8 protein-coding genes are annotated in these 12,322 nt (G+C 63.4%); 3 read left to right on the top strand and 5 right to left on the bottom strand.

Annotation, left to right across the window (positions count from 1 at the left end; all coding sequences use genetic code 11):
* Positions 1-3 precede the first annotated feature (3 nt).
* Positions 4-783: an acetoin reductase gene (locus tag MRY17_RS10505; RefSeq protein ID WP_191951820.1), complete on the bottom strand. Its 780-nt coding sequence runs from the start codon at positions 781-783 to the stop codon at positions 4-6.
* 191 nt (positions 784-974) lie between these two features.
* Between MRY17_RS10505 and MRY17_RS10500 the strand changes: the two genes are divergently transcribed.
* Entirely contained in the window at positions 975-3,137 is a 2,163-nt protein-coding gene (locus MRY17_RS10500; protein WP_181282293.1) for a TonB-dependent siderophore receptor, read from the top strand.
* Here MRY17_RS10500 and MRY17_RS10495 read toward each other — a convergent pair whose 3' ends face one another.
* The 4 genes from MRY17_RS10495 to MRY17_RS10480 form a co-directional block, all read right to left on the bottom strand.
* Complete coding sequence (locus MRY17_RS10495; protein ID WP_181282294.1) at positions 3,138-3,575, bottom strand: carboxymuconolactone decarboxylase family protein; 438 nt, start codon at positions 3,573-3,575, stop codon at positions 3,138-3,140.
* Positions 3,576-3,668: 93 nt separating this feature from the next.
* Complete coding sequence (locus MRY17_RS10490) at positions 3,669-5,114, bottom strand: mechanosensitive ion channel family protein (protein WP_243353713.1); 1,446 nt, start codon at positions 5,112-5,114, stop codon at positions 3,669-3,671.
* Between the two features lie 718 nt (positions 5,115-5,832).
* Positions 5,833-6,699: a pirin family protein gene (locus MRY17_RS10485; RefSeq protein ID WP_243353712.1), complete on the bottom strand. Its 867-nt coding sequence runs from the start codon at positions 6,697-6,699 to the stop codon at positions 5,833-5,835.
* A 76-nt stretch (positions 6,700-6,775) separates the two neighbouring features.
* Positions 6,776-7,981 carry a multidrug effflux MFS transporter gene (locus MRY17_RS10480; RefSeq protein WP_243353711.1) on the bottom strand — a complete coding sequence of 402 codons (1,206 nt, stop codon included), beginning with the start codon at positions 7,979-7,981 and terminating at the stop codon, positions 6,776-6,778.
* Positions 7,982-8,081: 100 nt separating this feature from the next.
* Here MRY17_RS10480 and MRY17_RS10475 point away from each other — a divergent pair, with 100 nt between their 5' ends.
* Both MRY17_RS10475 and MRY17_RS10470 read left to right on the top strand, forming a co-directional pair.
* Positions 8,082-9,188: an efflux RND transporter periplasmic adaptor subunit gene (locus MRY17_RS10475; protein ID WP_243353710.1), complete on the top strand. Its 1,107-nt coding sequence runs from the start codon at positions 8,082-8,084 to the stop codon at positions 9,186-9,188.
* Between the two features lie 2 nt (positions 9,189-9,190).
* Positions 9,191-12,265 carry an efflux RND transporter permease subunit gene (locus tag MRY17_RS10470; protein WP_243353709.1) on the top strand — a complete coding sequence of 1,025 codons (3,075 nt, stop codon included), beginning with the start codon at positions 9,191-9,193 and terminating at the stop codon, positions 12,263-12,265.
* Positions 12,266-12,322 lie beyond the last annotated feature (57 nt).

Below are 12,322 nucleotides of genomic sequence, written 5' to 3'. Positions count from 1 at the left end.
CTGTCAGCGGTAGACCAGGCCGCCGTCGATCAACGGCGCCTGCCCGGTCATATAGTCCGCGTCCGGCCCTGCCAAAAAGGCCACGAACCCGGCCACATCCTCCGGCGTTTGCGCACGGCCCAAGGCAATACCCTCCACATACTGCTTGTACGTCGCGCCCACCGGCGCCCCGGTAATCCGAGCCATGCGTTTGTCGATCTCGACCCACATATCGGTGCCCACCACGCCGGGGCAATAGGCGTTTACCGTGATCCCGGCGCTTGCCAGCTCCTTGGCCGCCGCCTGGGTCAGGGCACGCACGGCGAACTTGCTGGCCGAGTACACCCCCAACAGCGCAAAGCCTTCATGCCCGGCGATGGAACAGGCATTGATGATTTTGCCCTTCTGCTTGAGCGCCTTGAACTTTTTGGCGGCCGCCTGGATGCCCCACAATACGCCCTTGACGTTGATATCAAGGGTGCGCTCGACCTCTTCCTCGCTGACCTCAAGCAATGAGTCGATCTGCGCCACGCCGGCGTTATTGACGATGATGTCGAAACCGCCCAGCGTCTGGTGCGCATGCTCGACCGCCGCCACCATGTGTTCGCGCCTGGACACATCTGCGATGAACACAGAGGCCTTGCGGCCGGCCGCGGCGATTTCGGCGGCCACCGCGTTGAGCTTGGCGCCGTCGATATCCACCAGCGCCAGATCGGCGCCGTCCCGCGCCAGACGCAAGGCAATGGCCCGGCCTATGCCCTGCCCGGCGCCGGTGACCAACGCGACTTTACCTGCGATACCCATGACAATCTCCTGAAACGATGAGGGAAGGGTTGTCTATCGCAAGCCCGTGCCGAGCTGTCGAGTCGCGGTGGAATTGGTGGTGAGCCTGAGACGGGTTGTCTCAACGCGCAAGCCCTGCTCGAAGGCTTGTAAAAGCTCGCACTTATGCCTAGCTTAGGCGCCCCTCGCCCCGCGCTCTAAGGCACCTGCCCATGGTTTTGCGTTTTCGCCCCGTCGTCACTTCACGTTTCGCCCTCGGCCTTTTGCTCAGTGGTGGCATCGGCAACAGCCTGGCAGCGCAGATCGAACTGCCGGCGGTGAAGGTCCAGGGCCAGGATGAGTCCGGTTATCGCAGTGAAACCGCCTCGGTGGGTGGCTTCGATGACGCGCCCTTGCTCGATACACCGGCCTCCATCAGCGTGATCAACGCCGCACTGATCAAGGACCAGCAAGCCCGCCTGCTCAGCGAGGTGCTGCGCAACGACGCCTCGGTGGGCGACAGCTACGCGCCCATCGGCTACTACGAAAACTTCGTGGTGCGCGGGTTTTCGCTGAACGCGGCGAGCAGCTACAAGATCAATGGGCGCACCATTACCGGCGAGCAGAATGTCGCCCTGGAAAACAAGCAGCAGGTCGAAGTGCTCAAGGGCCTGGCCGGGTTGCAAAGCGGCATTTCCGAACCCAGCGGCGTGATCAACTACGTGACCAAGCGCCCCGAGGACGTGCGTTCGGTGACGGTATCCAGCGACGATCGCGGCAGCGGTTATATCGCCACCGATGTGGGCGGCTGGTTCGGCAGCGAGCAGCAATTCGGCCTGCGCGCCAACGTCGCCCATGAGGACCTCAACTCATACGTGGAACACGCCAACGGCCAGCGCGACTTTGTGTCCATGGCCTTTGACTGGAACATCAGCCCCGACGCCGTGCTGCAACTGGATGCCGAATACCAGAACAAACAGCAGCGCTCGGTGCCGGGTTATCAATTGCTGGGCGGCACTGAAGTGCCTCACGACGCTTCACCGAAAAAACTGCTGGGGCATCAGACCGGAGGCAAGCAGGTAGGCATTGATTCGCTGAACCTCAACGGCAAATTCGAATACCGTTTCAGCGATCTGTGGAAAGGCAACATCAGCGCGGCGCGCAGCAAGGTGGTGATTGACGATTACAGCTCGTTTGCCTGGGGCTGCTATGGCTCGACCAGCTGCAGTTCGGCAAGCGTGCCGAACTACTTCAGCCCCGAAGGCAATTACGACGTCTACGACTACCGCAGCCCCGACGATACGCGTCGCGACGATGAAATCCAGGCGGCCATGACCGGCCTGTTCGACACCGCCGGTATCGGCCATGAACTGACCTTCGGCACCAGCGCCTTTCGCCGGGTGATTGACAAGCGCACGTCGGTCAACGAGATGATTGGCACCGCCAATATCGACGAACAGGTGCCGAGTTTTACCCCAGCCGACAAGCCGTTGAACGACCGTCACCGCAACCTCGACAGCCGCCAGTACGGGCTGTTCGTCACCGACCGCATCCGCTTCAACGAGCAATGGCAGACCATCCTCGGTGGCCGCGAAGTGCGCCTGGATGAAAAAGCCTTCGACGGCGCCACCGGCAACCCGACACGCCACACCCAAGAGTACGTGTTCCTGCCCCAGGCCTCTTTGATCTACAAGCCAGTGCAAAACGTTTCGCTGTACACCACCTACAGCAAGGGTCTGTCCCTGGGCGGCACCGCACCCTGGTTCGCTGAAAACGCCGACGAAACACTGGCGCCGACGGTATCGCGCCAGCTCGAAGCCGGAGTGAAATACGACTGGCGCCGTATCAGCTTCGCCGCCGCGGTGTTCCAGACACGCCAGGCTTATCAGTACGCCAAGCCCGAAGCTGCCGGCTTCACCTACGTGCAGCAAGGCCAGCAGAAGAACACCGGCCTGGAGCTGTCCGCCAATGGCTGGGTCACCGACCGCCTGCAGATCGCCACCAGCGTGGCAGCCATTCGAGCACGGGTGAGCGGCAGCGGCACACCGGACTATGAAGACCACCAGGCGATCAACGTGCCCAAACTGCGCGCCAGTGTGTACGCCGACTATGCGCTGCCCTGGGTCAATGGCCTGGCGGTGCTTGGCGGTGTGCAATACAGCGCCAAAAAATACGCCAACCGCACCGGCAATGTAGAGGTGGGCGATTATGCAGTGGTCAATATCGGCAGCCGCTACACCACCAAAGTCGATGGCTATGAAACGGTGTTTCGCCTGAGCGTCGACAACCTGTTCGACAAGCGCTACTGGCGCGACGCGGGCGAGTACATGGGCGATGACTACCTGTTCCAGGGCGCACCGTTGACGGCGCGCGTGAGTGCATCAGTGAATTTCTGATTACTTGGGCATCTTGCGAAAACCCACCGCCAGGCGGTTCCAGCTGTTGATGGTGGCAATCGCCACACTCAAGTCGACCTGTTCCTGCGCGCTGAACTCGGCCGCCAGTGCGTTGAAGTCTTCATCGGGGGCGTGGGTCTGGCTGAGCAGGGTCAGGCTTTCGGCCCAGGCCAGGGCGGCGCGTTCACGTGGGGTAAAGAACGGCGTTTCACGCCAGGCCGACAGGGTGTACAGGCGACGCTCGGTCTCACCACCCTTGCGTGCGTCAGCGGTGTGCATGTCGAGGCAGAAGGCGCAGCCGTTGATTTGGGAGACGCGCAGGCGCACCAGTTCCAGCAGCGGCAGTTCGATGGACAGTTTGCCGATCGCAGCTTCCAGGGCCAGCATGGCCTTCATGGCGTCTGGGGAGGCGGTGTAGAAATCGGTACGGGTTTGCATGGCGCAGCTCCAGAACGTTGGGGTTGGTGCGCAGGTTAGTCACCTGGGCGCTCTGGAGAAATAGCCAATCCGGACGAAGAACAGGTGACCAATCTACAGGCCACGGCTCCTCAACCACTGCAGGAAACCTTTCTTCACCGGCACCACCGGCGCGTCTTCGGTCAGCGCCTGGGCGGCGTGCACACGGAAGTCCAGCAGCGCCTTCATGGCTTCGCCGATGTCATGGCGCACGTCCAGGCAAGGCTTGAGGTATTCGTTTTCGATGCGATACAGCGTGCAGTAGGTCTTGGCGGTGAAATCCGCCAGTGTGGCCTGATCGGTCAGGATGCCCGATTCGCCAATCACCTCACCCGGGCCCATGCGACCGGCCTCGAATTGGTGGCCGCCCTTGACCAGCATCACCGAGATTACGCCGGATTCGATGATGAACAGGTGATCGCTGACCTCTCCCGCCGGCAGGATCATGTCGCCGGCGCGGTAGGTGTGCAGGGTCATGTTCTGGCTGAAGGTGTCTTTTTCTTCCTGGCGCAACGTGGAGAAAATCGACGACCGCTCAAGCAGTGCCCGCGCGCCGGAGACCGTGGCCGGCGTGCTGCCTTCGGTGGCGGACAATAGCCCGACGCCCGCCGCCTGCAAATGCCGGAAGGCCAGGTCGTAAAGCTGGTTGCGCACTTCGCGCTTGAGGCCCATGGCCGGCACGAAGCCACTGATTTCATATTCCACGCCGCCACTGGCCGAGGCCTTGAACGCCACGCTGGGCGCCGGCTTTGCCAACAGCGCGCGGCAGCCCTGCATCGCCCGCTCCAGGGCCTCGATCACGGTTTGCGGGCGCGCATGGGGGCTGACTTGCAGGCTGACCGCCAGGCCGAACATGTCCGCCGGGCGCGAGAAATTGATGATCTTGGCCTTGGCCGCCAGGGAGTTGGGGATCACCGCCAGGCTGCCTTGGGAGGTCTGCAGGCGTGTGGCGCGCCAGTCGATGTCGGTGACGCGGCCTTCGGTGCCGTCGATGGAGATCCAGTCGTCGATCTGGTAAGGCTTGGTGGTGTTGAGCACGATCCCGGAAAACACGTCGCTCAGGGTGCTTTGCAGCGCCAGGCCGACGATGATCGCCACGGCGCCGGAGGTGGCGAGCACGCCTTTGACCGGCAGGTCGAGCACGTAGGCCATGGCGGCGATGATCGCGATGAGGAAAATCACCGCGCCCATCAGGTCCTGCAACAAGCGTCCGGTGTGGCCGACTCGTTGCATCATCACCGCGCCGAGCAGGACCGTGAGGGTGCGTGCGGCGAACAGCCACCAGCCGATCTGCAAGGCCGTGGCCGCCAGGTGCCGGGCGGTGTCGTCGACATAGGGCGCCGCCTGCATGGGGTTCATGCCATCGTTGAACAGCACTGCGCTGAACACCGCGAAGATCACCAGCCGCGCGGCGAGTTTCCAGTTGGCCAGCGTGGGGGTGATGAGGCGCCATACGGCGATGTCGATCAGGATCAGCGCCAGGGCGCACAGCATCGGGTGATCAGCGATAAATGAGGGCATCCAGGCGACTCCAGGGCGAATGCCGAGAAGATCGCATGAAATGGGATTGGCGGGTATAGCGCAGGGCAAAATGTGGGAGGGGGCTTGCTGCCAGCCGACAGCTATTTAACTGACACGCGTCGGTCCAATGTGGGAGGGGGCTTGCCCCCGATGGCGGCCTCAGGGCCGACCGGGATGTTGGATTGGAACGAGTACATATCCGTTTCTGCGGTCACGGCCACTTAGGGTTCCGCTTTTACAGCGGCTCACTTTTGAAAAGCGCAAAAGTAAGCAAAACGCTCTTGCCCCACCACTCGGCACCTCGCTTGGGCTCGGTGTGCCCTCTCTCCGGCTTGAATCCGTGGGCCGCCGCAATGGGCCATCCATGGCCCAGTGCGGCTAACCCGGCGTCCTGCCGGGTTACCCACGGATTCAAGCCTGCGTTCGGCCAGCGTGGTTTAACGGGGCGCCTGAGATCAAAAGCAGATCAAGATCAAGATCAAAAGCGACTCGCTGCGCATCGTGGTTACGGGTGGGCGCGGCTGCGTTGTGTAGGAGCGAGCTTGCTCGCGAAAAACTCACAGGCACAGCGTTCATTCAGAAAACACGCGTTATCGTTGACGTTTTTCGCGAGCAAGAGCTAGGCGCCCCCTCGCTCCTACAGAAGGCGGTGTACGCTTAACAGACTGGCATTCAGGGCAAGCCCCCTCCCGCAGGGCCTGCACCAGGCTTCAGGCCTTCAGGCTTGCATCCGCCCGAACTTACCCGATTGGAAATCGGCAAACGCCTGGTGGATCTCCTGCTCGGTGTTCATCACGAACGGGCCATGGCCGACGATGGGTTCGTCAATCGGCTCGCCGCTGAGCAGCAGCACCTTGGCGTCGTCGTTGGACTCCAGGGTGATACGGTCGCCGTCACGCTCGAACAACGCCAACTGCCCCTGGCGCGCGACTTCATCGCCATTGACTTGCACGGTTCCGCTCAGGATCACCAGCGCGGTGTTACGCCCGGCGTGCAGGTCCAGCGTAACCGCCCTGCCGGGATTGAGGCGCAGGTCCCACACGTCAATTGGCGTGAAGGTACGGGCAGGCCCCTGGGTACCGGCGAACTCACCGGCGATCAGGCGCAGGTGCCCCGCGTCGCCCGCCAGCGGCAACACCGGGATGTCGCCATCAACAATGGTCTGGTAGCCGGCGTCGGCCATTTTGTCCTTGGCCGGCAGGTTGACCCACAGTTGCACCATCTCCAGCGCCCCGCCTTCGCGGGCGAAAGCCTCAGAGTGAAATTCTTCATGGAGAATGCCCTTGGCCGCCGTCATCCATTGCACATCGCCCGGGCCGATTTTGCCGCCGGCGCCGGTGGAGTCGCGGTGCTCGACTTCGCCGTCATAGACGATGGTCACCGTTTCAAAGCCGCGATGCGGATGCTGTCCGACGCCACGACGCTGTTCAGTCGGGGTGAAATCGGCCGGGCCGGCGTGGTCCAGCAACAGGAATGGACTGATGTGTTTGCCCATGGTGTCGTAGGAAAACAGCGTGCGCACCGGAAAGCCGTCGCCGACCCAATGGGCGCGGGGGCTGGTGTAGAGACCGATCAGTTTTTTCATGGTGTACCTCCAAAGTGCAGACACCATAAGTCTCCAGGCCGCTGAGCACTAGCCGGCAAAAGCGGCCTTGATCGTCCTATGTGCAGGACAGTGCTTTTGGCGCGCGTTGACGCAACAGGTGGAAGGCGACAAAAGCCGTGACGGCAAAGGCGGCCTGGATGACGATCATCGGCGTGGCGCTGCCATCGCGTAGCTGGCTCAACAGCACGCCGCTGCAGGTGGCGCCGAACATCTGCGCGAACCCCATCAACCCGGCCGCCAGTCCCGCACGATGGGCGTTGGGCATCACCCCGCCCGTGACCGCGCCGGGCAATACCAGCCCGCCGCCGAGCGTGGCCAGGGCTATGGGAATGTCCAGGCCCACCACGGAGAGCCCGAACAGCGCATAAATCAGCAGTGCCAACACCCCGCCTGCGGCCACCAGCGTCACGCCCATGGTCACAATCCGCTGCGGCCCGAGGCGCAGGATATTTCGCCGGGTATAGGTCGAACCGACGATCAGCATCGACACGATCAGGCCGAAGTTGAGGCCGTACTCCAGGCTGCTCAGGCCCAGCAGGTTGATAAACACCGCCGACGAACCGGCAATCACCGCAAACATGGCGCCGTAGGTGCAGGCCAGAGCCACCGCGTAGGCGCGATAAGGGCGGCTCTTGAGCAAGTCCAGGTACTGCCCGCCAAGGGTGCGCCAGTGCGCGGCCTTGGGGTCGAGGTAAGGGTTGCTCTCGCGAAAGAACAGCATCGCCAGCAGCAGCACCACGCTGCCGATGACCAGGGCGAGCATGATCGGCGCGTGCCAGCCGAACAGTTTGATCAGCAAGCCGCCCGCCATCGGCGCCACCACAATGGCATAGAGCATGCCGATCATGGTCAGCGCCAGGGCCGGGCCCGCCTCGGCTTTCCATACATCACGCACCACCGTGCGCGCCAGCACCAGCGCGGCGCACGCGCCCAGGCCTTGCAGCACGCGGGCGGCGATAAATTGCTGAATGTCAGTGACCAGCAGCATCGACAGCGTCGCCAGCACGTACAGCGTCAGGCCGGCGAGCAATACCGGGCGGCGGCCGATACGGTCCGACAGCGGTCCGAACACGAGTTGACCCAGGCCAAACGCAGCAACAAATGCCGACAGCGCTATCAGTGCCGAACCTTGCGGCGCCGCCAGCGCCTGCTCAATGGCGCCCAGGCCCGGGATGATCAATTGCGTCGAGACTTCACCCAGCGCCGTCAGGGCAACCAGTAAAAACAACAAGCGACGCGAGGGCGCCGGGGCGTTTGCCATGGGGAATATCCGGGGGCTGGATTAATTTATATTTCGACCATAATATGAGCAAAAAATTATGTCCATAATTTTTTACCCCGCGATCATCCAGGAGTCCGTCATGCCCCTTCTCCACCTGCGCCTTTTCACGCCCCTGGCGGTGTTGATGTTCCTCAGTGGCTGCAACAGCCAGGCCGACAGCGCCGGCCAGGTCTCGCCGCCGCGTCCGGTGCTGGCCGCCAAGGTCGAGGCTGGCGGTACCCAGCAAAGCGCCTATACCGGTGTGGTGGCGGCGCGCACTGAAAGCAACCTGGGCTTTCGGGTCAGCGGCAAGGTGATCGAACGCAAGGTCGATCCCGGCCAGCATGTCTCACGTGGCGACACGCTGCTGGTGCTGGATATCGGCGATTTTGAACTGGCGTTGCGCTCGGCGAAAAACCGCGTCAACGCGGCACAGGCGCAGTTGCGCCAGCGCCGTGACGATGAAAACCGCTACCAGCGCCTGGCCAGCACCGGCGCGGTGTCGCGGCAGATCTTCGACCAGTCGGCGACCAACCTGCGCGTTGCCGAAGCGGAACTGGCGGCGGCGCAATCGGATGCCAGCCAGATCGAGAACCGTCGTACCTATTCGATACTCAAGGCCGACGGCGACGGCATCATCACCGACGTGCTGGCTGATCGCGGCCAGGTGGTCGCCGAAGGGCAGATCGTGGCGCGCCTGGCCCATGACGGCGCCCGCGAAGCCATCGTCAACCTGCCGGAACAGCAACGCGCACGGGCCGCGCAAAACGCCCTGGCCTTTCCCTTCGGCGCCCCGGACCAGGCCGTTACCGCCACGCTGCGCGAGCTGTCCGCCAGCGCCGACCCCACCACCCGCACCTACCGCGCGCGCTATGTGCTGCACGGCGCGGTCGAGCGTTTCGCCCTCGGCTCCACCATTACCGTGCGCTTGCAGGGTGACGGCCAGGCCCAGCAAACCCGTGTGCCCATCGGCGCATTGCAGGATGCGGGACAAGGCACCGGCGTGTGGCTGATCGCTGACGACAACACGATCAGCTTCGCCCCGGTGAACGTCGCCAGTCTCGGCCAGGAAGAAGCCCTGCTCGACAGCGGCGTCACGCCTGGCCAAACCATCGTCGCCCTCGGCGCGCACCTGCTGCACAGCGGTGACCGGGTACGCCTGCTGCCCGCCCAGGCGCTGGCCCTCAACCGCAAACAGGACCAATGAGCATGCGTGCAATCAACCTCTCGGAACTGGCGGTCAAGCACCGCGCCGTCACGCTGTTCCTGATCATCGCGATCATCGCCGCCGGGATCTTTGCGTTCGGCAAACTGGGGCGCGCCGAAGACCCGTCGTTTACGGTCAAGGTCATGACCATCACCGCCGCCTGGCCCGGCGCCACCGCCGAGGAAATGCAGGAACAGGTGGCCGACCGCCTGGAAAAGCGTCTGCAGGAGCTCGATTACTACGACCGCGTCGAGACCATCGCCCAGCCGGGTTTCGTCTCGATGCGCATGACCTTCCTCGAGTCCACGCGGCCGAGCGAGATACAGGACCTGTTCTACCAGACCCGTAAAAAACTCAGCGACGAAGCCGCGAACCTGCCCAAGGGCGTGATCGGGCCGTTTTTCAACGATGAATATTCGGATGTGTACTTTGCGCTGTACGCCCTGGAGGCCGAACACCTGCCCCATCGCCAGCAGGTGCAAATGGCTGAAGCGCTGCGCCAGGGCCTGCTCAACCTGCCCGGGGTGAAGAAGGTCAATATCCTCGGCGAACAGGCCCAGCGTGTGTTTGTCGAGTTTTCCTATGAGCGCCTGGCGACCTTGGGCATCAAGCCCGAACAGATCTTCGCCGCCCTCGCCGCGCAGAATGCCGTGGCGCCATCGGGCTTCGTCGAAACCGCCGGTGCCCGCGCCTATATCCGTATCGATGGCGCCTTCGACAGTTTGGCGCTGATCGAGAACGTGCCCCTGCAAGTCAATGGCCGCGTGCTGCGCATCGCCGATGTGGCAACGGTTCGGCGCGGCTATGAAGACCCGCCCAGCTACCGTATCCGTCACCAGGGTGACCCGGCGCTGATGCTTGGGGTGATCATGGAGAAGCATTGGAACGGCCTGGAGCTGGACAAGCGCCTGCAGGCCCAGGAAGCGCGGATCCAGGCCGACCTGCCCCTGGGCGTGAATTTCGCCAAGGTGTCCGACCAGGCAAAAAACATCAGCCTGGCGGTGAACGAGTTCATGCTCAAGTTCTTCGTCGCCCTGGCCGTGGTGATGCTGATCAGCCTGCTGGCCCTGGGCTTTCGTGTGGGGCTGGTGGTGGCGGCGGCGGTGCCGCTGACACTGTCGATCGTGTTCGTGATCATGCTGGTCACCGGGCGCGAATTCGACCGCGTCACCCTCGGCGCCCTGATCATTTCCCTGGGCCTGCTGGTGGACGACGCGATCATCGCCATCGAGATGATGGTGGTGAAACTCGAAGAAGGCTTCGACCGCATCCATGCGGCCACCTACGCCTGGAGTTCCACGGCGGCGCCCATGCTGACCGGCACGCTGGTGACGATCATCGGCTTTTTGCCGGTGGGTTTCGCGCGCTCCGGTGCCGGCGAGTACGCCGGGAATATCTTCTGGATCGTGGGCTTTGCCCTGATTTCGTCCTGGCTGGTGGCGGTGGTGTTCACGCCGTATCTGGGCGTGAAGCTGTTGCCGCAGATCAAGCCGGTGCCCGGCGGGCATGATGCGATTTACGCCGGGCGCTACTACCAGAAACTGCGCAGCCTGGTGGAAGCCTGTGTGCGCGGGCGCTGGCTGGTGACCGCGCTGGTGGTGGCGGCGTTTGTGCTGAGCGGCCTGGGCATGGCGGTGGTGAAGAAACAGTTCTTCCCTGACTCCGACCGTTCCGAGCTGATTCTGGAGGTGTATATGCCACCCGGCAGCGCCTTCAAAAGCACTGAAACGGTGGCGGCGCAAGTGGAGAAGGCCCTGCTGCAGGAGCCGCAGACGAGCATGGTCGACACTTATGTAGGCGGCGGCGCTCCGCGCTTTTTCCTGTCGTTGAACCCGGAGATGCCGGACCCGGCGTTCGCCAAGTTGATCGTGCAGACCCCCGACTCCCACGCACGCGATGCGTTGAAAGTGCGCATGCGCGAGCGCATTGCCGCCGGTGAGTTTCCAGCGGCGCGGGTGCGCGTCACGCAATTGGTGTTCGGCCCGCCGGTGCCGTTCCCGGTGGTCTTCCGCGTGTCCGGGCCGGACCTGGACGTGCTGCGCGGGCTCTCCGAGCAGGTGCGTCAAGTGGTGGCCGACAACAGGCTGACCCGCGACGCCTTTCTCGAGTGGGGCGAGCGCGCCAGCGGTTATCGCCTGGTGCTGGACCAGGACCGTCTGCGCCTGCTCGGCTTCACGCCCGACGAGGTCAAGTCCCAGCTCAACGCCCTGCTCAGCGGCAACCCGATCACCGAAGTGCGTGAAGGCAACCGCACAGTGTCGGTGGTGGCCCGCGCCCAGGGCAGCCAACGCGAAGACCTCGGCAACCTCAACAACATGACCCTGACCAACAGCGCCGGCACCTCGGTGCCGCTGGCCCAGGTCGGGCATTTCCAGGCGGTGATGGAAGAACCGATCCTCAAGCGCCGCAACCGCGCCACCACCGTGGAAGTGCGCGCCGACATCATCGACGGCGTACAACCGCCCGATGTGGAAATGGCCGTGTACAAGGACCTGCAGCCGCTGATCGCCAAGCTGCCCGCCGGTTACCACATCGATATCGGCGGCCCGGTGGAAGAAAGCGCCAAGGCCAACGTCGCCCTGGCGGCGCTGTTCCCGATCATGATCCTGCTGACCCTCACGGTGATCATGTTCCAGGTGCGCTCCTTCGGCGTGATGCTGATGGTCTTCGCCACCGCGCCGCTGGGCCTGATTGGCGCGGTGCCGACCTTGCTGCTGTTCAACCAGCCGTTCGGCTTCAACGCGATTCTCGGGCTGATCGGCATCGGCGGGATTCTGATGCGCAACACGCTGATCTTCACCGACCAGATTCGCCAGAACCAGGACCACGGCATGCCCATACGCGAAGCCATTATCGAAGCCACCGTGCGCCGTGCGCGGCCGGTGATACTCACCGCACTGGCGGCGGCGCTCGCGTTCATTCCACTGACGCTGTCGGTATTCTGGTCGTCCCTGGCCTATGTGCTGATCGGCGGGGTGCTGGTGGGCACGGTGCTGACGCTGCTGTTCCTGCCGGCGCTGTGCAGCCTGGTGCTGCGCGACAGGGATGTTGAAACTTCCCACGTAACTGCCGGATAAGCTCTACTCCGCTGCCCCGCAAACCGCTGCAAAGTCCCTCGCCTGATCATTCAGTGC

Origin of the sequence: Pseudomonas orientalis (assembly GCF_022807995.1) — a bacterium.
Lineage (GTDB): Bacteria > Pseudomonadota > Gammaproteobacteria > Pseudomonadales > Pseudomonadaceae > Aquipseudomonas > Aquipseudomonas orientalis_B.
Note: the sequence above shows the minus strand (reverse complement) of the source record. Positions and strands in the feature narration are given on the sequence as shown.

What these genes read in the sequence shown, in the direction of transcription:
- MRY17_RS10505 (WP_191951820.1), bottom strand. Translation starts at nt 783, where the DNA reads ATGGGTATCGCAGGTAAAGTCGCGTTGGTCACCGGCGCCGGGCAGGGC.
- MRY17_RS10500 (WP_181282293.1), top strand. Translation starts at nt 975, where the DNA reads ATGGTTTTGCGTTTTCGCCCCGTCGTCACTTCACGTTTCGCCCTCGGC.
- MRY17_RS10495 (WP_181282294.1), bottom strand. Translation starts at nt 3,575, where the DNA reads ATGCAAACCCGTACCGATTTCTACACCGCCTCCCCAGACGCCATGAAG.
- MRY17_RS10490 (WP_243353713.1), bottom strand. Translation starts at nt 5,114, where the DNA reads ATGCCCTCATTTATCGCTGATCACCCGATGCTGTGCGCCCTGGCGCTG.
- MRY17_RS10485 (WP_243353712.1), bottom strand. Translation starts at nt 6,699, where the DNA reads ATGAAAAAACTGATCGGTCTCTACACCAGCCCCCGCGCCCATTGGGTC.
- MRY17_RS10480 (WP_243353711.1), bottom strand. Translation starts at nt 7,981, where the DNA reads ATGGCAAACGCCCCGGCGCCCTCGCGTCGCTTGTTGTTTTTACTGGTT.
- MRY17_RS10475 (WP_243353710.1), top strand. Translation starts at nt 8,082, where the DNA reads ATGCCCCTTCTCCACCTGCGCCTTTTCACGCCCCTGGCGGTGTTGATG.
- MRY17_RS10470 (WP_243353709.1), top strand. Translation starts at nt 9,191, where the DNA reads ATGCGTGCAATCAACCTCTCGGAACTGGCGGTCAAGCACCGCGCCGTC.